This window comes from Bradyrhizobium sp. AZCC 1719 (genome assembly GCF_036924525.1).
Taxonomy (GTDB): Bacteria; Pseudomonadota; Alphaproteobacteria; order Rhizobiales; family Xanthobacteraceae; genus Bradyrhizobium.
Genome location: NZ_JAZHRU010000001.1, coordinates 1626032 through 1648737 on the forward strand (window position 1 = coordinate 1626032; position 22706 = coordinate 1648737).

Annotated in this window: 24 protein-coding genes and 1 tRNA gene; 11 read left to right on the forward strand and 14 right to left on the reverse strand. The window is 62.5% G+C overall.

Annotated elements, in window-relative coordinates; translation table 11 throughout:
• Positions 1 to 14 precede the first annotated feature (14 nt).
• From V1292_RS07770 to V1292_RS07780, 3 genes are all read left to right on the forward strand, one after another.
• Positions 15 to 1097, forward strand: a complete 1083-nt coding sequence (locus tag V1292_RS07770; RefSeq protein WP_334371551.1) for a sn-glycerol-3-phosphate import ATP-binding protein UgpC — start codon at positions 15 to 17, stop codon at positions 1095 to 1097.
• Positions 1098 to 1377: 280 nt separating this feature from the next.
• Positions 1378 to 1803: an Hsp20 family protein gene (locus tag V1292_RS07775; RefSeq protein WP_028347911.1), complete on the forward strand. Its 426-nt coding sequence runs from the start codon at positions 1378 to 1380 to the stop codon at positions 1801 to 1803.
• 52 nt (positions 1804 to 1855) lie between these two features.
• A complete protein-coding gene (locus V1292_RS07780) occupies positions 1856 to 2122 on the forward strand; it encodes a DUF1150 family protein (protein WP_065746389.1) in 267 nt (88 codons plus the stop codon).
• A gap of 223 nt (positions 2123 to 2345) precedes the next feature.
• On the opposite strand, the gene V1292_RS07785 is transcribed toward V1292_RS07780, so the two are convergent.
• The 10 genes from V1292_RS07785 to V1292_RS07830 all read right to left on the reverse strand — a co-directional run bounded on the left by V1292_RS07785 (position 2346) and on the right by V1292_RS07830 (position 13097).
• Positions 2346 to 4034, reverse strand: coding sequence for a methyl-accepting chemotaxis protein (locus tag V1292_RS07785; protein WP_334371554.1), 1689 nt, complete (start codon positions 4032 to 4034; stop codon positions 2346 to 2348).
• A gap of 118 nt (positions 4035 to 4152) precedes the next feature.
• A complete protein-coding gene (ptsN, locus tag V1292_RS07790) occupies positions 4153 to 4614 on the reverse strand; it encodes a PTS IIA-like nitrogen regulatory protein PtsN (protein WP_028347914.1) in 462 nt (153 codons plus the stop codon).
• Positions 4615 to 4847: 233 nt separating this feature from the next.
• Positions 4848 to 5450, reverse strand: a complete 603-nt coding sequence (gene hpf / locus V1292_RS07795; RefSeq protein ID WP_334371556.1) for a ribosome hibernation-promoting factor, HPF/YfiA family — start codon at positions 5448 to 5450, stop codon at positions 4848 to 4850.
• A gap of 129 nt (positions 5451 to 5579) precedes the next feature.
• A complete protein-coding gene (gene rpoN, locus V1292_RS07800; protein ID WP_334371558.1) occupies positions 5580 to 7229 on the reverse strand; it encodes an RNA polymerase factor sigma-54 in 1650 nt (549 codons plus the stop codon).
• A gap of 206 nt (positions 7230 to 7435) precedes the next feature.
• Positions 7436 to 8443, reverse strand: coding sequence for an LPS export ABC transporter ATP-binding protein (gene lptB, locus V1292_RS07805; RefSeq protein WP_334371560.1), 1008 nt, complete (start codon positions 8441 to 8443; stop codon positions 7436 to 7438).
• Between the two features lie 194 nt (positions 8444 to 8637).
• Positions 8638 to 9321 carry an LptA/OstA family protein gene (locus V1292_RS07810; RefSeq protein ID WP_334371562.1) on the reverse strand — a complete coding sequence of 228 codons (684 nt, stop codon included), beginning with the start codon at positions 9319 to 9321 and terminating at the stop codon, positions 8638 to 8640.
• Positions 9318 to 10049 (reverse strand): LPS export ABC transporter periplasmic protein LptC, encoded by a 732-nt coding sequence (lptC, locus tag V1292_RS07815; protein ID WP_334371564.1) that lies wholly within the window; start codon positions 10047 to 10049, stop codon positions 9318 to 9320. Before lptC ends, V1292_RS07810 begins: the two co-directional genes overlap by 4 nt.
• Before the next feature lie 130 nt (positions 10050 to 10179).
• Positions 10180 to 10794 carry a ribonuclease D gene (locus tag V1292_RS07820; protein ID WP_334371566.1) on the reverse strand — a complete coding sequence of 205 codons (615 nt, stop codon included), beginning with the start codon at positions 10792 to 10794 and terminating at the stop codon, positions 10180 to 10182.
• Between the two features lie 367 nt (positions 10795 to 11161).
• Positions 11162 to 12775 carry a GNAT family N-acetyltransferase gene (locus V1292_RS07825; RefSeq protein ID WP_334371567.1) on the reverse strand — a complete coding sequence of 538 codons (1614 nt, stop codon included), beginning with the start codon at positions 12773 to 12775 and terminating at the stop codon, positions 11162 to 11164.
• Between the two features lie 235 nt (positions 12776 to 13010).
• Positions 13011 to 13097, reverse strand: a tRNA-Leu gene (locus tag V1292_RS07830).
• 149 nt (positions 13098 to 13246) lie between these two features.
• Here V1292_RS07830 and V1292_RS07835 point away from each other — a divergent pair.
• The gene (locus V1292_RS07835; protein ID WP_334371568.1) at positions 13247 to 14227 is read left to right on the forward strand and encodes a complex I NDUFA9 subunit family protein; all 981 of its coding nucleotides are present in this window, start codon (positions 13247 to 13249) and stop codon (positions 14225 to 14227) included.
• Positions 14228 to 14404: 177 nt separating this feature from the next.
• Here V1292_RS07835 and V1292_RS07840 read toward each other — a convergent pair whose 3' ends face one another.
• Positions 14405 to 15211, reverse strand: a complete 807-nt coding sequence (locus V1292_RS07840) for an undecaprenyl-diphosphate phosphatase (protein ID WP_334371569.1) — start codon at positions 15209 to 15211, stop codon at positions 14405 to 14407.
• Between the two features lie 183 nt (positions 15212 to 15394).
• Between V1292_RS07840 and V1292_RS07845 the strand changes: the two genes are divergently transcribed.
• A complete protein-coding gene (locus V1292_RS07845; RefSeq protein ID WP_028347923.1) occupies positions 15395 to 16087 on the forward strand; it encodes a glutathione S-transferase family protein in 693 nt (230 codons plus the stop codon).
• Positions 16036 to 17223: a tRNA epoxyqueuosine(34) reductase QueG gene (queG, locus tag V1292_RS07850; protein WP_334371571.1), complete on the forward strand. Its 1188-nt coding sequence runs from the start codon at positions 16036 to 16038 to the stop codon at positions 17221 to 17223. Before V1292_RS07845 ends, queG begins: the two co-directional genes overlap by 52 nt.
• 9 nt (positions 17224 to 17232) lie before the next feature.
• Here queG and V1292_RS07855 read toward each other — a convergent pair whose 3' ends face one another.
• Positions 17233 to 17703 carry a nuclear transport factor 2 family protein gene (locus tag V1292_RS07855; protein WP_334371573.1) on the reverse strand — a complete coding sequence of 157 codons (471 nt, stop codon included), beginning with the start codon at positions 17701 to 17703 and terminating at the stop codon, positions 17233 to 17235.
• A gap of 174 nt (positions 17704 to 17877) precedes the next feature.
• On the reverse strand, positions 17878 to 18684 hold the full coding sequence (locus tag V1292_RS07860; RefSeq protein WP_334371575.1) for an alpha/beta hydrolase: 807 nt from the start codon (positions 18682 to 18684) through the stop codon (positions 17878 to 17880).
• A 225-nt stretch (positions 18685 to 18909) separates the two neighbouring features.
• Between V1292_RS07860 and infC the strand changes: the two genes are divergently transcribed.
• Positions 18910 to 19449 (forward strand): translation initiation factor IF-3, encoded by a 540-nt coding sequence (gene infC, locus V1292_RS07865; RefSeq protein ID WP_028347926.1) that lies wholly within the window; start codon positions 18910 to 18912, stop codon positions 19447 to 19449.
• A gap of 235 nt (positions 19450 to 19684) precedes the next feature.
• Here infC and V1292_RS07870 read toward each other — a convergent pair whose 3' ends face one another.
• Positions 19685 to 20110: a hypothetical protein gene (locus V1292_RS07870; protein WP_334371577.1), complete on the reverse strand. Its 426-nt coding sequence runs from the start codon at positions 20108 to 20110 to the stop codon at positions 19685 to 19687.
• 264 nt (positions 20111 to 20374) lie between these two features.
• On the opposite strand from V1292_RS07870, the gene rpmI reads away from it, so the two are divergent.
• The 4 genes from rpmI (at position 20375) to V1292_RS07890 (ending at position 22703) form a co-directional block, all read left to right on the forward strand.
• A complete protein-coding gene (rpmI, locus tag V1292_RS07875) occupies positions 20375 to 20575 on the forward strand; it encodes a 50S ribosomal protein L35 (RefSeq protein ID WP_008539890.1) in 201 nt (66 codons plus the stop codon).
• A gap of 75 nt (positions 20576 to 20650) precedes the next feature.
• The gene (rplT, locus tag V1292_RS07880) at positions 20651 to 21010 is read left to right on the forward strand and encodes a 50S ribosomal protein L20 (protein ID WP_028347928.1); all 360 of its coding nucleotides are present in this window, start codon (positions 20651 to 20653) and stop codon (positions 21008 to 21010) included.
• Positions 21011 to 21234: 224 nt separating this feature from the next.
• Complete coding sequence (pheS, locus tag V1292_RS07885; protein ID WP_334371578.1) at positions 21235 to 22317, forward strand: phenylalanine--tRNA ligase subunit alpha; 1083 nt, start codon at positions 21235 to 21237, stop codon at positions 22315 to 22317.
• Complete coding sequence (locus V1292_RS07890) at positions 22314 to 22703, forward strand: ASCH domain-containing protein (RefSeq protein ID WP_334371580.1); 390 nt, start codon at positions 22314 to 22316, stop codon at positions 22701 to 22703. The genes pheS and V1292_RS07890 overlap by 4 nt, the downstream gene beginning before the upstream one ends.
• Positions 22704 to 22706: the final 3 nt, after the last annotated feature.

The following is a 22706-nucleotide window of genomic DNA, read 5'->3' on the forward strand; positions in this document are numbered from 1 at the left end:
ATGGCGAATGCTCGATGGCTAATGTAACGCTCCGCAACGTCCGCAAAACCTACCTTGGTGGCTTCGAGGCCATCAAGGGCATCGACTTCGAGGTCGGCGACGGCCAGTTCTGCGTGCTGGTCGGCCCGTCCGGCTGCGGAAAATCCACGCTCTTGCGCATGGTCGCGGGGCTGGAGACCATCACCGGCGGTGAGATCGATATCGGCGGGCGCGTCGTCAACCAGATCGAGCCGGCCGACCGCGACATCGCAATGGTGTTCCAGAACTACGCGCTCTACCCGCACATGAGCGTCTACAACAACATGGCCTATGGCCTGCGCAACCGAGGCATGGCGGAGGGCGAGATCAAGACGCGCGTCGAGGAAGCCGCCCGCATTCTCGAGCTCGGCGCAATGCTCGAACGCAAGCCGCGGCAATTGTCCGGCGGCCAGCGCCAGCGCGTCGCGATGGGCCGCGCCATCGTGCGGCAGCCAAAAGTGTTTCTGTTCGACGAGCCGCTGTCGAACCTCGATGCCAAACTGCGCATCGCCATGCGCGTCGAAATCCGCAAATTGCAGCGCCGGCTGTCCACGACATCGATCTACGTCACCCACGACCAGCTCGAGGCGATGACGCTGGCCGACATTCTCGTGGTGATGAACGGCGGCCAGGTCGAGCAGATCGGCAATCCGCTGGAAATTTACCAGAAGCCCGCCACCACCTTCGTTGCCTCCTTCATCGGCGCCCCGCCGATGAACCTGATGCCGCTGCGCTCCGAATTGAAATCGCAATTGGCCGGCGATGCCCGCGCTGGCGAAGCCGGCATCATCGGCATCCGGCCTGAAGACTTTGTGATCTCGAACCAGACGGTGTCCGGCGGCGTGGCGCTCGGCCTCACCGTGGAAGCGATCGAGCGCGTCGGCGCCGAAACCTTCGTCTACGGGACGAGACAGCAGGAGATGCAGGGGGTGGCCGCTACTCCGGGCGAGCTGCCGCCTGGGGAAATCATCGTGCGGATTCCCGGCGCCGTCGGTCCCGCCATTGGCGAGCGAATCAGGGCGGTTGCCGCGCCCGAAAAGCTGCATCTATTTACCGCTGATGGACGGAAGCGGGTCTGAGTACGTCATTCCGGGATGGTCCGAAGGACCAGACCTCAGATGCGCAATTGCGCATCGGGGAATCTCGAGATTCTCTGGGGCGCAAGAGCGCCCCCATAGCTCGACGCTTCGCGCCGCCCCGGAATGACAGCTGTGGCGGCCCGATTTACGCAGCGTTCAGAGGTGCTTGAACCCTCCCCAAATCACCCCCATATTCCCTCATGACCGGACGGCAAGTCGGCCGGCCGGTTGAATGGGGCGCCGCAAGGGCCCCTCAAAGTCGCTTCGAGAGGACTTTGTGATGTCTCGTGTTCCTTCGTTATCAAGTCCGTTCCTGCTTGGGTTCGACGAAATCGAGCGTGCGCTCGATCGCGTCGTCAAAGGCGCCGACGGTTATCCTCCTTACAACATCGAGCGGTGTGACCGCGCCAACGGCCAACCCGAACGGTTGCGCATCACGCTGGCGGTGGCGGGTTTTACCCGTGACCAACTCGATGTGACCATTGAGGAAAACCAGCTCGTGATCCGGGGCCGCCAGCAGGACGACAAGGCCCGGCAATACATCCATCGCGGCATCGCCGCGCGCCACTTCCAGCGCACCTTCGTGCTGGCGGAGGGGATGCAGGTGCTGGGCGCGGATTTGAAAAACGGGCTGTTGTCGATCGACCTTGCCAGGCCGGAGCCTGAAAGGGTCGTTAAGACAATCGCTATCAATGAGCACGAATAATAGTGGAACAAGGAGCGGACTCGACCGCTTAGTCTCCAGAGGAGTCGAGACCATGAGTGACATGAGTGTGACCTTCGAATCCGAAAAGGTTTCCGTTGAGGCGCTGGCCCATCTTGGTGAAGGCCATATCGCCTACGTGAAACAAGTCCGTTCCGAGGACGTGCCGGGACTGTTTCCGCAAGCGCCGAAAATCGCGCCAGGGCTGAAACTGTTCGCGCTGCATGCCGCCGACGGCACCCCGATCATGCTGACCGACAGCCGCGAAGCGGCGATCGCCAACGCATGGAGCAACGAGCTTCAGGCCGTCAGCGTGCACTGACGCAGCGCTTGCTGCTGTCACTGACGCAGCACTGCTGCTGTCACTGACGAAGCTTCGCCGGTATCGACTGATCTGATTCCGAGTGAATGCGAGAAGAGAGTTTCGGATACGCGGGCATCGCCCGCGTATCTTCGTTAGTAGCAAATTCCAGTCCGCCTATATCATCTCTTTGTTTGAGCATGATCTTTTCGGAAAACCGCTTCGCACTTTTCCGGATCATGCTCTAGGCCGCGCGAACGGTGGAGAGGAATTTCTCCACTTCGCCCTTGAGATGATTGCTCTGTCCCAGCAGCGAGCGGGCCAGACCATGCACATGCGTCGATGCCGCGCCGGTATCGGTCGCGCCGCGGTTGACGTCGGTGATGCTGCCCGCGACCTGCGTGGCGCCCTGCGCCGCCTGCTGCACGTTGCGCGAGATCTCCTGGGTTGTTGCGCCCTGCTCTTCCACCGCTGCCGCGATTGCCTGCGAGATTTCCGCGATGCGGCCGATCGTGCCGCCGATTTCCTGGATCGCCGACACCGACTGATTGGTCGCCGATTGCATCTGGCTGATCTGCTCGCTGATTTCCTCGGTCGCTTTCGCGGTCTGCGCGGCAAGCGCCTTGACCTCGGAGGCGACAACCGCAAATCCGCGGCCCGCCTCACCGGCGCGCGCCGCTTCGATCGTGGCGTTCAGCGCCAGCAGGTTGGTCTGCTCGGCGACCGCGCTGATCATCTTGACCACTTCGCCGATCCGGCTGGCGGACTGCGCGAGATCGGCAATCCGCGCGTTGGTCTGCTCGATCTGGCTGACCGCCTCGCGGGATATCTTGTGCGAATCCTGGACCTGGCGGCCGATCTCAGACACCGACGAGGCCATCTCTTCCGCGGCCGCCGCGGCGGACTGCGCGTTGGCCGACGATTGCTCCGATGCGGAGGCAACGGTTGCCGAGAGCATCTGGGTCACTTCGGCAGTCTTGGTTAGCTGTCCGGCCGATGATTCGAGTTCGGATGAGGCGGTCGATACGGTCTGAATGATCTTTCCAATCGCGGCATCGAAGCCATCGGCCATCTGCTGCATCGCGGCCTTGCGTTCGCCTTCGGCCTTCGACTTCAGACTTGCCTGCTCCGACTCCATCGACTGAACGCGCAGCGCGTTGTCCTTGAACACCTGAACCGCGCGCGCCATGGCGCCGACTTCGTCGTCGCGGCTGAGGGCCGGGACCGAGACAAAGAGATCGCCGCCGGCAAGGCCCTTCATCACGTCGGTCATTTCGGCGATGGGGCGTATGACGCCGAATGCCACACCGAAAATGCCCGCGCCGATGACCAGAAACACCGCGGCCGAAACGCCCCACAGCACCCACGTGAACGTGCTGACGCGCCCCGTCGCCGCGACCTCCGTCGCCGCGTTCTGCTCGTTGGTCTGCTTGACGATGTCGTCGATGATGGCGCGGTGCGCGGTATAGCGTGCGGTGATCTCGGCATAGGATTTCGCCGCAGCCGTGCCGTCGCCCTTGGCGAGCGCAGGCAACAGGCCGCCCTGGATTGCGGTCCAGAAGCGGCGCACCTCGCTGTCGGACTTCTCGACCAACTTCGTCTTCAACACCGGATCGAGATCGGATTTGGTCCAGAAATCGTGCCGCTCGTCATATTCCTTCTTGAGCTGCGCAATACGGTCGCGATGCGACGAAAGCTGCGCCGGATCGTGCAGCACGAGGGTGGCCTCGAGATAGGCCTCGATGACATATTCGGGCGGCGGCAGGATGTCGGCAATGAGGTCGTTGCCGAGCTTGATCTGGTTGTAAAGCGGACCGCCGACCTTGAGCTGCGACAGCCCGTAAACGCTGGTGGCAATGACGGCACCGAGGCCCAATGCAGTAACCAATCCAAAAATCAATATTGCGCGCGAAATCGTCAGCCGCAGCGTCATGGCAATGTTCTCCGGGCGTTGAAAAAAATCCCAGCGACTGAAATTGCTAATATTTAGCTTAAAATTGCGTTTATCCGGTGTACTACCGGGCAGGGAATCACGATTCCGTTTGACGGAATTACGCCGCGCTCGCCGGCGGCAGCGCCAGCACCGAATAGATCGCCTGGGCGTCGCGGGAGGCGCGGAGCTTCTTGGCGACGTCCTGGTCGCGCAACAGGCGCGCAATCCGCGCCAGCGCCTTCAAATGATCGGCGCCGGCGCCTTCCGGGGCCAGCAGCAGGAAGATCAGGTCGACCGGTTGGCCGTCCATCGCCTCGAAATCGATCGGGCGTTCCAGCCGGGCGAACAGCCCGAACAGCTTTTCCAGTTTCGGCAGTTTGCCGTGCGGAATGGCGACGCCATAGCCCACCGCGGTGGTGCCGAGTTTCTCCCGCTGCAGCAGCACCTCGAACACCGAGCGTTCGTTCTGGCCGGTCAGGGCGGAGGCGCGCGCGGCCAGCTCCTGCAGCGCCTGCTTCTTGCTGATGACCTTCAAAGCGGGGAGAATCGCCTCGGGTGCGACCAGATCGGTAATCGTCATGGGGCGTTCCGAGGTGAATTAAACCGTCAAGTTGCGAGGATAGGTTCTAGAACCGGGGCGTCAAGAAGATGAGACGGGAGGCGGGGTTAAACCCGGGGCCCGATTTGCACGGCTTCTACTCCAACGCACGCGCGGTGCCAACTCCCGAAGGGCCAGTTCCGGCACCCCATGCTTAAAGCGCGGCGGACCATAGGGAGGGCCGATGGGGGCGTCAATGCCATTGGGCATAGATCTCAGGGGGTAACCGAGGGAGGGTCGATCCAGCCGACATTGCCGTCCGGCCGGCGGTAAATGATGTTCACCCGGCCGCTGGACCCGTGCTGAAACACGATACAGGCGGCCCCCGTCAGATCGAGTTCCATGACCGCCTCGCTGACCGAAAGCCGCTTCAGCGACGTGGTCGCCTCGGCGATGATAACGGGGCTATAGGATGTGACCTCCTCTTCGCCTCCCGCCGGCGCCTCGATCACATAGCTCGGCGCATCGAGCACCGGGGTATTGATCTCGGCCAGCGCTGCGGAAGCCGCATAGGCCTTGCGGGCCGAGCGGTCCTTCAGCCGGCTCTTGTAGCGGCGCAGGCGCTTCTCGATCATCAGCAGTGCCTGGTCGGCGCTGGCATAGGCATCGGGAGCATTGGAATCGGCCTCCAGCGTAATCCCGGAGTCCAGATGCAGCGCGCAATCGGTGCGGAAGCCGAAGCCATCCTTGCTCAGCGTGATGTGGCCGGAATAATTGCCGTCGAAATATTTTCTCAAGACCTCATCGGTGCGCTCGCTGACGCGCGAACGAAGCGCCTCGCCGACACTGATGCTTTTCCCGGAGATTCGAAGGGTCATTTGATGCCTCGCTTGATGCCTCGACTACTCTGGTGTTGCCGGAGCATGGCCCATTCGGAAAACCGGTGTCGCTTTCCGGGCCACGCTCTGTCGGGGACCTGACACTATCGCGATCCGACGCGAACGCAATCAGGCCGGCGCCGCATCGCGGGACCGGTCGGAGGAAGTGGCGGGAGCGGAAAGGGCGTTACCGAGCATGCTCTGTTTGTCGCGGCGGCGCTGGACCGAAGAAGGAATGCGCATGGCTTCGCGGTACTTCGCGACCGTGCGGCGGGCAATATCAATGCCCGATTCGCGCAATCGTTCCACGATGGTATCGTCGGACAGGATCGCACTCGGCGCTTCCGCATCGATCAATTGCTTGATGTGGTGGCGGACCGCTTCCGCCGAATGCGCCTCGCCGCCATCGGCCGAAGCGATCGAGGCGGTAAAGAAATATTTCAGCTCAAAACTGCCGCGATTGGTCGCCATGTATTTGTTGGCGGTGACCCGCGACACCGTGGATTCATGCATCTGGATCGCGTCCGCCACCGCTTTCAAATTCAGCGGTCGCAGGTGCGCGACGCCATGGGTGAAGAACCCGTCCTGCTGGCGGACGATTTCGGTGGCGACCTTCAGGATGGTGCGGGCGCGCTGATCGAGCGCGCGCACCAGCCAGGTCGCGTTCTGCAGGCAGTCGCTGAAATAGGATTTGTCGCCGTCCTTGCGGATCGTCTTCGACAGCTCGGTGTAATAGACCTGATTGACCAGCACGCGCGGCAAGGTGTCGCTGTTGAGTTCGACATGCCATCCGCCGTCCGGGCCGGGCCGCACATAGACGTCGGGCACCATGGTCTGCGTGCGCGCCGAGCCGAACTTGAGGCCGGGCTTCGGATCGAGACGCCGGATCTCGCCGATCATGTCGGTGATGTCTTCGTCGTCGACGCCACACAGTTTGCGCAACGACGCAATGTCGCGCCGCGCCAGCAGATCGAGATTTTCCACCAGCGCCTGCATGGCCGGGTCGTAGCGGTTGAGTTCGCGGAGCTGGATCGCGAGGCATTCGCTCAGGTTCCGCGCGCAGACGCCGGGTGGATCGAACGTCTGCAGCACCGCGAGCACGGCGTCGACATCCGCCTGCGAGGCGCCCAGGCGCTCGGCGGCCTGCCCCAGATCCGGCGGCAGATAGCCGGCGTCGTCGACCAGATCGATCAGATACTGCCCGATCATGCGCTGCGCCGGCGCACTGAAGGCGACCGCGAGCTGTTCGGCGAGGTGGCCGGATAGCGTCACCTCGGCGGCGACGAAGGCTTCCAGATTGTATTCGTCGTCATTGGAGGCGCCCCCGCCCCACTCGGTGTAGGCGGTCGGCGCCGCGTCCTGTGCGGCCCGCGCGGCGGCTTCGGCGGGCTCTTCGGAAAAGACGTTGTCGAGCGGGGTGTCGAGCGTCTGCTCGATCTCGGTTCGGCTGCCGAGGTCGCGGTTCAGCCAGTCCTCCTGGCCGGGCTCGAATGTCTCGCTCCCTGGGCCGATGCCCATATCGGAGGCATCGCCGCCGCCATCCTCGCCATAGCTGCCGGAATCGGAGAATTCGGCGCGCTCGGATACCGGCTCGCCTGCAACCGGCGGTTCGGGGCCGTCGCTGGCCCGGTCCAGCAGCGGATTGCGCTCCAATTCCTCCTCGACGAAAGCCGAGAGGTCGAGATTCGACAGTTGCAGCAGCTTGATCGCCTGCATCAATTGCGGCGTCATCACCAGCGACTGCGACTGCCGGAACTCTAATCTCTGCGTCAGCGCCATGAGGCCAAGAACCGATCCACCAAAAGTTGGTCCGATTCTTGCTTATATTAGTCCAACGCCCTTGTACACGCCTTGACGAACGCGAAAATTGGGCTATGGCGCGATCAGCGACCGCGGGAAGCCGAGCCGCTCCCGGGCGCGCCAGAAAATCCTGGTTGAGTGCAATACCTTATGACTGAACCGCCGATACTCTGGCGGGTCGCGCGCTATAGTCGGAATTCCTCACCAAGGTAAAGACGGCGTACATCCGGATCGTTGACGATCTCTTCCGGACTGCCCTCGGTCAGGATCTGTCCGGCATAGACGATATAGGCGCGGTCGGTGAGGCCGAGCGTTTCACGCACATTGTGGTCGGTGATCAGGACGCCGATGCCGCGGTTGGTGAGGTGGCGGACCAGGTCCTGAATGTCGCCGACCGCGATCGGATCGATGCCGGCAAAGGGCTCGTCGAGCAGCATGTAGTTCGGACGCGTCGCCAGCGCGCGCGCAATTTCGACGCGGCGGCGCTCGCCGCCGGAGAGCGCGATCGATGGCGATTTGCGCAAGCGCGTGATGTTGAATTCGTCGAGCAGCGAATTGAGCTCGGCCTCCCGCTTCTTGCGGTTGGGCTCGACGACTTCGAGCACGGCGCGAATATTCTGTTCGACGGTGAGGCCGCGAAAGATCGAGGCTTCCTGCGGCAGGTAGCCGATGCCGAGCCGCGCGCGCTGATACATCGGCAGTTGCGTCACGTCGTGACCGTCGAGTTCGATGGCGCCGCGATCCGCCTTGATCAGTCCGGTGATCATGTAGAACACGGTGGTCTTGCCGGCGCCGTTCGGGCCGAGCAGGCCGACCGCCTCGCCGCGGCGAACATAGATGCTGACGCCGCGCACCACTTGCCGCGTGCCAAAACTTTTTTCCACGCTGTGCACAGCGAGAAAGCCGGGCCGCTTGATCAGGCGGGGCGCTTCGCCGCCATTGGGCTTGGCGCGAGGCGCCTGTGCCCGTGAACGCGCTCTATCCTCGCGGGGTTCGACGTGGGGCTCGGGCTGCGGCAATTGCAACCCGGGCAGCGAAGCCGAACGCGCCATTGGCGGCGCATCGCGCACCGGGCTCGCCAGCATGTCGCCGAAGGAATCGCCGAGCGCGGTAATGTCCTCGCGCGAACGCGCAAAGCCCACAGGGCCGCGTTTCGCGGGGCGTCGACGGAACATGCCGAATAAATCCACCATCCCGCTTCGCTTAAGCCTTTCACGGTGATTCCGCGACGCGCCCGCCGGCGAATCGCTTCGCTAGCGAACCATGAATGAATGGATGTCCCTGCCCAGCGAAACACCCCGCCGTGCGCCCTGCCCTGTAGATACAGGCTCGCGCTACCGGCTTCAACCGTGACCGCCCCAAATAATCTTTAAGGCGCTGATCTGGCTTATTTTTTACCAGGGATCAGCGAGGGTATCTGGACCGGAGCGGGCTTCGACCCGCCCGATCCCGACCCGCAATTCTCTCCCTGGATGAACATGCCCTGCACCTTGCCGCTGTCGGATTCGACGCGCGACACGCCGGTCGTCATGTCGACCTTGAGCCGATCGCCCTTGAGTACGTTCTTGCACTGGGTGAGCACGACCCCGCCCACCATGGTGATGAGGTTGGCCCGCGTGTCGAAAATCGCAGTCTCGCCGGTCACGACCTGGTCCTTCTGCGTGACCACGACGGAGCCCTTGGCTTCGAGCCGGCGGATAGACGAGCTGCCGCCAGGCCCGGGGCTCGCGGACTGCATCGACGCGGATTTCGATCCCTTGGGTGCAGCGGGCGGCGCGTCCGATGCCGGACCGGAGTCGTAAAACACCACCAGCGACTTCGAGGTCATGGTGGTATCGCCCTGCACGACCTTCACGTTTCCGGAAAAGGTCGCCTCCTTTTTCTTGTCGCGCATTTCGAGCGACGCCGCCTCGATCTGAATCGGCTGATCGCGGTTTTGCGAAAAGCCCTGCATCGCATTCGGCACGCCCGACATGGCGCCTTGCGCGAAGGCGCCATCGGAGGCGGTCAACGCGAGCACAAGCGCTGCCGCCGCAAACCTGCGCGAGAACAACTGCATCATAGATATCATTTCGTGTTGGCGGACTTCCCGCTGATGGACCGCGTCTTCGGCGCTGGCTGCGGCTCAGGCTCAGGAGCAGGTGCCGGAGGGCTTTCCATGATCAGATTCATCACGACATTGCCTTCGAAGCGCACGATCTCGCCGCTGTTGATGATCCTGAGCCGGTCTGCGGTGAGCGTCCCGTTCAGCAATTTGACGTCGACATGCTCGTCCGACGTCACCGTGCCCTTGTTGATGTCGACATAGGCCTGCGACAGTTTCGCCTCATAGCCGGTGGAGGATTGCAGGAAGATATCCTTGCGCAGGTCGAGCATCTGCTGCTTGCTGTCGAAAAATCCCGTGCGGGCATCCATCGTCACCGTGCTCTTGTCCTCCATCATGACCTTGGCCCGCAGCGTCTGGAGTTCGACGTGATCGGGGTTGGCGAGATCCTGGATCGCCGCCTTGGCCCACAAATCGTATGGGCGCTGGTCGGTGGAGAAGCCGGCAAGGTGCGGCGTTTCCATGGTGATCTTGGTGCCTGACACCACGAGATTGCCCATGTCGACCGGCAGCTTCGAGAGCCCCGTGATGCGGAACGGGTTGAAGACCGAGATCGCGACGATCCCGGCCATGGCCAGCACCACGGCTGCCGGAACCGCGACCCGCAGCACCCGCACCATCCGGCTGTGACGGGCGGCCGCAGCGAAGCGGGCCTCCATTCCGGTGGCAAAGGCTGGGTTCTGTATCGAGTTCACCGCGGCTCCAAGGACGCCCAAGAGAGCGTCATCCTACCCGCAATCGCGGGATTATGCAGCCCGGACACTCGCGATGAGTGTGACCGAAACGGGGCGGAGGCGGGCAGCCCGGCGCTTCAAATGGTCCCGGTCACGAATGCGCGAAGATGTCCTCGGCCTCCCATCCGCCGAGATCGAGTTTAGCCCGGGTCGGCAGGAAGTCGAAACAGGCCTGTGCCATCGCCGTACGCCCCTCGCGGGCCAGCATGGCATCGAGCCGTTCGCGAAGGCTATGCAGATGCAGCACGTCGGAGGCGGCATAAGCGAGCTGCGCCTCGCTCAAACTCGCTGATCCCCAGTCGCTCGACTGCTGCTGCTTCGACAGATCGATGTTGAGGACTTCGCGCACCAGGTCCTTCAGGCCGTGGCGGTCGGTATAGGTGCGGCTCAGCCGCGAGGCGATCTTGGTGCAATAGACCGGCTGCGGCATCACGCCGAAGGTGTTGTAGAGCACGGCGACATCGAAGCGGGCGAAGTGGAAGATCTTCGTGATCGCCGGATTGGCGAGCAGCGCCTTCAGGTTCGGCGCGTCGGTGTGGCCCTTAGGGATCTGGATGACATCAGCGCTGCCATCGCCGTTCGACATCTGCACCACGCAGAGCCGGTCACGGTGCGGATTGAGCCCCATGGTCTCGGTATCGATCGCCACCGAATCCTTGTAGCGGGACAGATCGGGCAGGTCGCCACGATGCAGGCGGATTGTCATGAAGGGAAGCCTCGCGTCTTCGGTCGATTCGACGGAACACTAGCGCCCGAAACCGCCGGAGGCGAGCGGTTGGGCATGGCTTATGGGACGGGAATTGCGGAGTTCGCCGTGATTTTGTCCGCCAGTCAGGCCATCGCCCGCTTCGTGCATGGCGACGTATGCTCGCTGCCCTTAGGCAGGGCCGGCTTCCGCTCTTTGGACAGCTTGCGCGGCAGCCTGACGGTCTCCGTCATGGGTTTCTCCAGCGGTAAATTACACGCTCGCCCAGACTGCGGAACAGCAGTCAACTTACTGTTTTTATTGATGTATTCTACTAACCCGGTTACTGAATCTCGCTTGAGGGAACCGAGGCCGAGGTCTGCTCGCTTCAATGGCGGCCCTGGCTGTCCTGGACAATATTGTTCCGCTGCGTGATGGCGAGATCATAGTCGGGCTTGAGCTTGATGGCCGAGTTGAAGCTGGCGAGCGCTTCCTCCCGTCGGTTCAGGTACTTCAAGGCGAGGCCGAGATTATAGTGAGCCGCGGCAATATTGGGCTGAAGGCCAATGGCCCGGCTAATCTGCCGCTCTGCCGATTCGAACTTGCGCTGCTGCAGGAAAACCACGCCCAAGAGATATGCAGCTTCGACGTGGTTCGGGTCTGCCTTCAGAATCGCGCGATACGCATTCTCCGCCTCGGACGTTTGCCCGCGTTGATGGAATGCTTTGGCCTCGTGCAGACCGGCCGGCACTCTGCGCTGCTGTTCGGCCTCAAGCTCTTTCAGCAGGTTGGCTGTATCGGCGTGGCGCGGGTCGACCGCCAGGATCTGGCGGCAAGCTTGCTGGGCATCGTAGAGGGCGCCTGCCGTCTTGAGCCCCTGCGCACGCGCGAAAACCACAGGCAGGCTCAGCGGATCCAGTTGACCGCGAAGATTCTGCTGATCAAGCGTGGCCACGCGCATGCATTCGATCCTGCGTTCCAGCCCGCCAAAATCATACTTGTAGGCAAAATTTCCGGTCTGGAGATCGTACACGGTGAAGCCGTTCTCGATTCCCCATCGGATGCATTCAAGATGAAGAACAAAGCCGGGCGGGGGACGCTTGACGCTGAGATCGCGTCCGTTCAACAGGCTGATCAATGTGCCGTTCTTCCGGTCGATGAGGCTGACCTGGAGCCCGATGCGCGTTTCCCCTCGCCAGAGGATGGGCATAAGAAGCACATTGTCCGCGAAACAGCACTTCAGCATGTTACGGAAATTATTCATCATGCCGTAAGGCAGTCCTGGATTGTATCGCGCCGCCAGTTTGGCCGCCCACTGATTCTCCCAGAATTTCAGCAGCGCCTCGATGTCCTCGTCGATCGTATCGGCAGTCGGGCGCGTGATCCGGTATTCACCGCCGTTTTCGACCTGCCGGAAGGCCGCCCGAACGTTCCTGCGCGTGCTCGCGCTCAATGTTTGATGGAGAAATGCATCCCAATCGGCAGGCAGGTTCACGTAGACGTAAATGTCGTGGTCGATGCCGTCGCCGTCATCAGGGCGCTGAAGTTTCTCGATCACAAACTCGGTCGGCGAAAATTCATTCAAAAAAAGCGCAAGACGATCCGGCGAAGCCAGGATGTTGTCCAGGAAAAACACGGTCCAGTTTCGCCGCTTGGCGTGCTCGGCAAATGCACGCATTAGCTCGGCCTCGTGCCGGGGATCGCAAAGGAATCCGTTGTAGCCGGCGAAATACCCGCCGCCGGTTCTCAGTTGATTCTGGAATTTCCCGTCTTTGTTTCTAACGGTGCGCAGTTGCAGCGGAAAGAAGCCGACGTAATCCGGCGAGCCAGGGTCCTGCTTCGCTGCGAGGACGATCCATTGAGACCCGAGCCGTTCGAACCAGCCTGCCATCCAGGAAAAGGACATGTAAAGCTGCGCTTGGGGGTCAGCCTGATAAACAGCTTCCCAGTTGCTCTTGAGGCGGAGCAATTTGTCGAGACTCGAAATAACATCGACGTGCATGGCGTTGGCCTTTGCTCAAGGGAGCAGGTGGCGAACTGTGCAATGGTGGCGGCTCTGAATCCCTTGTCTTAAAAAACAACGTACAGTTCCATTTAGCCATGGAAGCCGGCTCGCTGGCAACCGGTCGGGTGGGGGATCAACTAGGGGGCTATGGCCCATGGTCGGGCGCGTCCGGCCAGCGCCTCGCCAGCCGCTCAACATGATTTGGGCATGGGTGGTACTTGGGCATGGGCAATGGTGCCCAGGAAAGGACTCGAACCTTCACGGCCGTGAAGCCACTGGCACCTGAAGCCAGCGCGTCTACCAATTCCGCCACCTGGGCCCGGGCGGGTTAGTAAGGATCAGTCACGCGCTTGTCAAATCGCTTCGATGCCATTCGAAATCCGCTGTACAGCGAAGCCGTGTTGGCGTATCGCGAATCCGCTAAATCCCACCGATATCTTCGAATTTGACCGGCAGGAATTGACCCCGATGACATCGCACGCGGCAGCGAACCTGGAAACGCTCATCACGGTGTTTGGCGGATCGGGCTTTCTGGGGCGAAACGTGGTCCGGGCGCTGGCCAAGCGCGGCTATCGGATTCGGGTGGCGGTGCGGCGGCCCGAACTGGCCGGGCACCTGCAACCGCTCGGCCGCGTCGGCCAGATCCACCCCGTGCAGGCCAATCTGCGCTACCCGGCTTCGGTGGAGGCGGTGATGCGCGGTTCCGAAACCGTGGTTAACCTGGTCGGCACCCTGGCCGAGAGCGGCGCGCAGACCTTCGATGCGGTGCAGACCAAAGGCGCCGAAACCATCGCCAAGGCCGCCGCCGCGATCGGCGCGCAGATGGTGCATGTATCGGCGATCGGCGCCGACGAGAATTCGCCGTCGGCCTACTTCCGCTCCAAGGCTTTAGGCGAGAAGGCCGTGCTGGCGGCAGCGCCATCGGCCACGATCCTGCGGCCGTCGCTGCTGTTCGGGCCCGAGGATCAGTTCACCAACCGCTTTGCGTCGCTCGCCCGGATATCGCCGTTCCTGCCGCTGATCGGCGGCGGCGAGACGCGGGTGCAGCCGGCCTATGTCGCCGACGTCGCCAACGCGGTCGCCGATGCTGCCGAGGGCAAGACCAAGCCGGGCGCGACCTACGAGCTCGGCGGGCCTGACGTGCTGACCATGCGCGAGATCATGGAAATCATCCTCAAGATCACCGACCGCAAGCGCATGCTGATTTCGCTGCCGTGGGGACTGGCGAAGCTAAAGTCGCAGTTCCTGCAATTCGCGCCGGGTCCGTTGAAGCTGACGCCGGACCAGGTGGCGATGCTGCAAGTCGACAATGTCGTGTCGGACGAAGCGAAGGCGGCTGGTCTGACGCTGCAGGGGCTCGGCATTACGCCGGAAGCGATGGAAGCGATCGCCCCGCAATATCTCTGGCGCTTCCGCGCCGCCGGGCAGTTTCAAAGGAAGAGCGCGTAATCTTCGTAGGGTGGGCAAAGGCGCTCCTGCGCCGTGCCCACCATTCAATAACCGCGCTCGTGATGGTGGGCACGCTTCGCTTTGCCCACCCTACACCCTGAGCTGGAGCTCCAGCTCATTTCAACAATCAAGATTTGTGGTTATGGGTCCCCGCGTTCGCGGGACGACGGAGAGAGCCTACTTCCCCAGCGCCAGCGCGATCAGGCCGAGCGCGCCGATGGCGACGCGCCACCACGCAAAGAACGTGAATCCGTGGCGGGTGACATAGGTGAGGAACGTCTTCACCACGATCGCCGCGGTGATGAACGAGACCACGAAGCCGATCGCGATGATGCCGATGTGATCGGTCGTCATCTCGGCGCGGTTCTTGTAGAAATCATAGGCGAACGCGCCGATCATGGTCGGGATCGCGAGAAAGAACGAAAACTCCGCGGCCGATCGCTTGTCACCGCCGAGCAGCATCGCCGCCACGATGCTGGCGCCGGAGCGCGACACGCCGGGAATCATCGCGACGCACTGCGCGATGCCGATCCACAGATACATCAGCAGCGGATAGCGCGTGGCGTCGTGCTGTGTCGGCTTGAGATAGAGTTGATCGACCCACAACAGAATTGCGCCGCCGACGATCAGGGTGAAGCACACCACCCACGGATTGAAGAGAAACTCCTTGATGTACTTGCCGGCAACCAGGCCGATGACCACCGCAGGCAGAAACGCCAGCAATACGCCGATCACGAAGCGCTGGTCGTCGGGGTTGCTGAACATGCCGAGCGCGACGCGCCACAATTTGACGAAATAAAGCATGACGATCGCGAGGATCGCGCCGAGCTGAATCAGCACGACAAAGCTCTGCCAGAACGCGCCCTCGCCGAGCCCGAAGAATCGTTGCGCGACCAGCATATGGCCGGTCGATGAAACCGGCAGGAATTCCGTGACGCCCTCGATGATGCCGAGAATCACCGCCTTCACTACATCCGACATCATGATGGGGGTCCGTTTTGACTGGAAAAACCGCGTCCTTCTCGCCTATTCATCCCGATGCCGCAATCGCAAAAAAACGCCAAAGACAGTTGCCTCTTGCGTCTGCTTGGCTAGTGTCGCGATTCGCATGACGCGGCTTGACCGCTCGGGTTCCTTGAGCGTCGCCGCGAATTGTTCAAGGATTTCATGTACACGCTCTATCATCATCCGTTCTGTCCGCATTCGCGCTTCATTCGCCTGGTGCTGGGCGAACACGGCCTCGACCTGCGCCTGGTGGAAGAGCGAGCCTGGGAGCGGCGTGAAGGGTTTCTCGTGCTCAATCCCGCGGGCACCACGCCGGTGTTGATGGCTGACGGCTTTCCGCCGATTCCCGGCGCAGGCGTCATCGCCGAATATCTCGACGAGACGCACGGCCTGGAGGCCGGCGAGCGGCGGCTGTTGCCGGCCTCGATGGCGGAGCGCGTCGAGGTCCGCCGGCTGATGGCGTGGTTCAACGAAAAATTCTTCGAGGAGGCCTCGAACCCGCTGGTAACCGAGCGCATCTATAAGCGTTTCATGAGCGAGGAGAATGGCGGCGGCGCGCCGGCGGCCGACGTGATCCGCGCAGCCAAGGCCAATGTGCGCTATCATCTGGCCTATATCGGCTGGCTGGCGCAGACGCGGAACTTCCTCGCCGGCGACCGGCTGAGCTACGCGGATCTCGCCGCCGCGGCGCACCTTTCGGCGATCGATTATCTGGGCGATGTCCCATGGAGCGAGGACGAAGCGGCAAAGATGTGGTACGCGCGGGTGAAATCCCGCCCGTCGTTCCGCCCGCTCTTGAGCGAGTGGCTGGCGGGCGTGCCGGCGTCACGCACCTACGTGGACCTCGACTTCTGAACAAGGCCGTCAAGCTCCCCGCCAGCGATCTAAAGTCCGCGCTCGTGCGCGAAGCCGCGACACTCGGTTTCGATTGCATCGGCGTCACCGATCCCGGCGCGCTCGGCAATGCCGGAAAATATTTCCGCGAGTTCCTCGATGCCGGCGCGCATGGCGACATGGACTGGCTCGCGGCACAACCCGAACGGCGGATGGATCCGCGCGTGCTGTGGCCGGGTGTGCGCTCGATCATCATGCTCGGCTTCAACTACGGACCCGATGACAATCCGCTCGCGCTTCTCGAAAAGCGCACACGCGGCGCAATCTCTGCCTATGCCCAGGGCGACGACTATCACGACGTGATCAAGAAGCGCCTGAAGACGCTGGCGCGGTGGCTGGTCGCGGCGTCGGGCGAGGAAGTTAAAGTATTCATCGATACTGCAGCGGTGATGGAAAAGCCGCTGGCGCAGGCGGCGGGACTCGGCTGGCAGGGCAAGCACACCAATCTGGTCTCGCGCGAGTTCGGCTCATGGCTGTTTCTCGGCGCGATCTTCACCGCCGCCGAACTGCCGCGCGACACCGCCGACACCGACCATTGCGGCTCATGCAACGCCTGCCAGGAGATCTGCCCGACTGCAGCGTTCCCCGCACCTTACAAGCTCGATGCGCGGCGCTGCATTTCCTACCTGACGATCGAGAACAAGGGCCCGATCCCGCGTGAATTCCGCAAAAGCATCGGCAACCGCATCTATGGCTGCGACGATTGCCTCGCCGTGTGCCCGTGGAACAAATTCGCGCAAAAAGGCCGCGAAACCAAACTCGCTGCACGCGCGGAATTGCGCGCGCCTTCGCTAGGAGAGTTGGCGCGGCTCGACGACGCCGCATTTCGCGCGCTGTTTTCGAAATCGCCGGTCAAGCGCATCGGCCGTGACCGCTTTGTCCGCAACGTGCTGATCGCGATCGGCAATGCCGGGGATGCGGCGCTGGCGATTGAAGCAGAGCGATTGCTTGACGATGCAAGCCCGCTCGTGCGTGGCGCAGCGGTCTGGGCGCTGTCGCAATTGGTCGAGCGAGAGAGATTCGACGCGTTGGCTGCGAGGGCTTCGAAGAGTGAAGACGATGAAAGCGTTCGGCAGGAATGGCTGCAAGCTTGCTAGCCTCCGCCGTCACTCCGCCAAATGCCGCTTCATCTCCGGCCGTGCCTTCAGCGCCGCGCCCTGCTTGGCCACGATCTTGGCGATCCGCTCGGGCGCGAATTTGAGGTCGACGAACGCCGGCGCAGTGTTGGCGACCTCGTGATATTCCATGATCTTGCCGTCGCGCAGCCGCATGATCGCGACGCCCTCGAACATCGCCCGCGCACCCTCAGCCTCCGGCAGCGTCGAGCGATAGCTGAATGTATAGCGCGCATAGAGCGTGTGGCCGTCGGTGACGGGATCATGCATGTCCCAGCGAAAATCGGTCGCGGTGCGATAGAACCAGTCGTCGATCAGGTCAGCGATTTTGGCCCGACCCTCGAACGCACCGTAGAACACGTCGTGATAGACGCCGTCCTCGGTGAACAGTTCCGCGAAAGCCTTGCCGTTGCGCTGCTCGACGGCGTCACAGAAGGCGCGGAGCATGGTGGATGTGTTCATGGCGTTGTCTCCCTGCACGTGATTTTTTCTTCCCTCTCCCCTTGTGGGAGAGGGTGGATCGAATGAGCGAAGCTCATTCGAGACGGGTGAGGGGTTCTCTCCGCGGAGACAAACCCCTCATCCGCCTTGCCTTCGGCAAGGCACCTTCTCCCACAAGGGGAGAAGGGAAAAAGATCACCCCATCTCCGCCACCGCAGCGATGATCCGCGCGATGTCCTGTGGGCGGGACAGACGGTGGTCGCCGTCCTGGATCATGGTCAGCACCACGTCCTCGGCCGGCAACCGGTGCGCCAGCGCGAAAGCGTGCTGCCAGGGCACGTCGGGATCCTGCGCGCCCTGCAGGATACGCACGGGACATCCGACCTCGATGGCGCTACCGAGCAGGAGATGGTTGCGGCCCTCCTCGATCAGTGCGCGCGTGATCGGATAGGGTGCGCCGTAGCCATACTCCGACGGCCGCATCCACACGCCCCTGGTCCTGATCTCCTCGCGAACCTCGTCGGAGAGGCTGTTCCACATCAATTGCTCGGTAAAGTCCGGCGCCGGCGCGATCAGCACCAGCCCGGCGAGGTTCGCCTGCGTCGCCTCACGCTCGGCGATGGCGCGCGCCAGCAGGAGCGCCAGCCAGCCGCCCATCGATGAACCGATCACGATCTGCGGGCCCCGGCAGAACTGTTCGAATACCGCAACGCTCTCTTCCAGCCAGCGTCCGATGGTGCCATCGACGAAAGCGCCGCCCGATTCGCCATGGCCGGAATAATCAAATCTAATACAGGCCCGGCCGTGTTCCGCGGCCCACGCGTCCAGCGCGAGCGCCTTGGTGCCCCGCATGTCGGAATTGAAGCCGCCGAGCCAGAATAGCCCGGGCCCGCTGCCGGCGCGGGCACGCACCGCGATCCGGCGGCCGGCGACGCCCTCTCCCACCTCGATAAAGGTCGGTTCCTGGTCGATTGGCGCTGAATTTGTCGCTGAATCAGTCATTGGATCGGTCACTCTCGCCCTGCCGCTTTGTCCGCGAGTGCGCTCTATCGGTCAAGCACGAGACCGCCCGGCGCTTGCGGATCAGGCCGCCGCGCTATATTTGCCGGACGTGACCGAAATGCCTCGCATTTGACGGTTTTCGGGCGCAGACCGCGAGTTCGCTTGCTGTCTTGAGCGTATTGCTTCAAACTGCGGCCCTTCTTTCACAACTTTGGAGAGTTACCCATTCGCCGTCCCAACAGAGCCCCGCCCGCTGCAACCAAAGACGGGCCGCGCACCAATGATGATATCCGCAACGCGCAGATCCAGCTGATCGATCAGAACGGCACCAACCACGGAACGGTCGAGACCGTGGTCGCCATCAAGATGGCGCTCGAGGCGGGCATGGATCTTGTCGAGATTTCGCCGAACAACAATCCTCCCGTCTGTAAGATCATGGACTACGGGAAGTTCAAGTATTCGGCACAGAAGAAGGCCGCCGAGGCGCGCAAGAAGCAGAAGATCGTCGAGATCAAGGAGATCAAGCTGCGGCCGATGATCGACGATCACGATTACGACGTGAAAATGCGCGCCATGCAGCGGTTCTTCGAGGAAGGCGACAAGGTCAAGATCACCTTGCGCTACCGTGGCCGCGAAATGGCGCACCAGGAAATCGGCACCAAGCTTCTGGACAAGGTGAAGGCCGACGTCGCCGAGTTCGCCAAGGTCGAGCAGGACGCCAGGTTCGAGGGACGCCAGGTCGTGATGGTGCTGGCGCCGCGCTAGGTTGAGTTAGTAGAATCGAAAGCGGCCCGTCGGATGACCCGGCGGGCCGTTTCTCGTTGGTGCCGATTGCGTTCCCCGGATGCTGCGCAACGCCAACAGCGCGTTCACGCGCGTCTTCGACGCGCTATGGCACTTGCGGCGTGGTGCGCTGCTGATCCGGGGTCCATGTGGCCCGGGGTCCCGGCTCTGCGATGCACCGCTCCGCGCTGCATCGAGTCCGGGACACGAGCTGGATCTAGGTCCGCGTGGCCTGCCAGGTGCCGCTACAGCGGTCACCGGTGATGATGCCGCTCCACGCGCCCGCCCCACTGATGCCGACGAGGCGGCCGCCGCCGCTGGCCTTGGAGGCGCCGACGGAAACCTTGACCGCAACCGCGCCGGTGCGATTGACCGAACCGGAAACCCGGCCGCCGCCGGCCGATGACACGCGGTTACCGGCGACAGTAAACGGGACGCTGTATCCGGAACTGCAATTGCCCCGCGTCGTCGCGAAGATCACGTTCCAGGTGCCGTCATAGACACCTGCGGCCCTTCTGGTGGCCGCATCGGCACCACCAGGTGTGGCCACCGCGGCAAGCGCTGCGAGTACGGGAAGCCAGCGCAGGGAGCGCAGGCCGGGAAACGCGTTAAAACAGGCAATCGATCGCTGAAATCGGGTCATTCTTCCTGCTCCACACCAAGGTGATTGATGACATCACGGCGTTGGTAACGGCACCGCCCCCCGCGGTTCATCGTTGCCATTTGGCATTTCCTCTGCCATAAGCCCGACCTTCATCGCCCGGCTGATCAAGGGCTGCCGTGTCGATGTTCGTGCGGGTTGTCTCGCTTTTTGGGAAAAACCTGAGCACTTTCAACGCTCTAACGAGCATTTTAAGCCGCAAGAGCGCCCCTCGGGCGCGTTTTTCTGCGGCCACAGGAGAGCCAAATGCCCAAGCTGAAGACCAAGTCAGGCGCTAAAAAGCGCTTCAAGGTGACTGCCACCGGCAAAGTGATGCACGCCCAGCGCGGCAAGCGCCACGGCATGATCAAGCGGACGAAGAAGCAGATTCGTCAGCTCCGCGGCACCCGCGTGCTGTTCAAGACCGACGGCGACAACGTCAAGAAGTACTTCTTGCCGAACGCCTGATCGCGTTCACGTCATTGCAGCCGAGCCGCGCCCGCGCGGCGATCCCGTCATCTATTCTGATCAAGGATACCAGTCATGTCTCGCGTCAAACGCGGTGTGACCGCTCACGCCAAGCACAAGAAAGTCTACAAGGCCGCCAAGGGCTTTTACGGCCGCCGCAAGAACACCATCCGCGCCGCCAAGGCCGCCGTCGAGAAGGCCGGGCAATATGCGTTTCGCGACCGCAAGCGCAAGAAGCGCACCTTCCGCGCGCTCTGGATCCAGCGTCTCAATGCCGCCGTGCGCCCGTATGGCATGACCTACAGCGTCTTTATCAACGGCCTCTCGAAGTCGGGCATCACGGTGGATCGCAAGGTGCTGTCGGATCTCGCCATCAACGAGCCGGCGGCGTTCCAGGCGATTGCCGAGAAGGCCAAGGCCGCGCTGGCGGCCTAATTCGCAATCGCTGCGGCGTTCTTGCAATTCCGGTGTCATGACCCGCCTTGTGCGCATTGCGCACTGGGGCGGGCATCCAGTAAACCACCGACCGACATTTTGACTCCGGGGGTTACTGGATCATCCGCCTTCCGCCTTCGCTCGCTGAGCTTCGGCGGACAAGTCGCGGATGGTGAGGGTCCCGTTTGGACTGCGAGCGCGCGTTCCCCAAAGGTACCGTCGCCATGTCCGACCTAGCTCAACTCGAATCCCAAATTCTCAGCCAGATCGCGGCCGCCGGCGACGAAGCCGCGCTCGAATCCGTGCGCGTCGCGGCGCTCGGCAAGAAGGGCTCGATCTCCGCGCTGCTCGCCACCCTTGGCAAGATGTCGCCGGACGAGCGCAAGACGCAAGGCGCCGCGATCAACCTCGCCAAGGACAAGGTTACGCAGGCGCTCTCCGCCCGTCGCGACATCCTGAAATCGGCAGCACTCGATGCGCGTCTGGCATCGGAGACCATCGACGTCACCTTGCCGCTGCGCGAGACGCCTGCCGAACAGGGCCGCATCCATCCGCTGAGCCAGGTGTTCGAGGAGGTCAACACGATCTTCGCCGACATGGGATTTGCGATCGCCGAAGGTCCTGATATCGAGACCGACGATTACAATTTCACGAAACTGAACTTCCCCGAGGGCCATCCGGCGCGGGAGATGCATGACACCTTCTTCTTCAATCCGAAGGAAGACGGTTCGCGCATGCTGCTGCGCACTCACACCTCGCCGGTACAGGTGCGCACGATGTTGTCGCAGAAGCCGCCGATCCGCGTGGTTTGCCCGGGCCGCACCTACCGCATCGATTCGGACGCGACCCATACGCCGCAATTCCACCAGGTCGAAGGCCTCGTGATCGACAAGAGCTCGCATCTCGGCCACCTCAAATGGATCCTGCACGAGTTCTGCAAGGCGTTCTTCGAGGTCGACCACATCAACATGCGGTTCCGCCCGTCGTTCTTCCCGTTCACCGAACCCTCGCTCGAGGTCGACATCCAGTGCCGGCGCGACAAGGGCGAGATCCGTTTCGGCGAAGGCGAAGACTGGCTGGAGATTCTCGGCTGCGGCATGGTGCATCCGAACGTGCTGCGCGCCTGCGGCATCGACCCCGATGTCTATCAAGGCTTTGCCTGGGGCATGGGCATCGACCGCATCGCGATGCTGAAATACGGCATGTCCGATCTCCGGCAATTGTTCGAGAACGACGTGCGCTGGCTGTCGCATTACGGCTTCAAGCCGCTCGACGTCCCGACGCTGGCGGGGGGATTGAGCACGTGAGTGCGGTCCCTGCGAAATATCAGGGTTTGCGCTCCTTCGCGTTCGGCGATGGGCCGGAGCTTGCCGACGAGTTGCTCGACCTCGTGGTCAAGGGCGTGAAGACTGCGACCTGCTCTACTGAGGACGAGCCGAACACGTCGACGCCGGGCGAGCAATGGATCGTGCTCGACGGGCGCCGCGCGCCGCGCTGCGTGATTGAGACGATCGAAGTCACTTACCGCCGCTTTCCCGAAGTGGATGCCGCCTTTGCCTATGAAGAAGGCGAAGGCGACCGCAGCCTCGCCTACTGGCGGCAGGCACACCGCAATTATTTCGGACGGCTGGGCAAGTTTCGCGAAGACATGATGCTGATGTGCGAACGATTCCGGCTGGTCGAGGTTTTCTAGGAA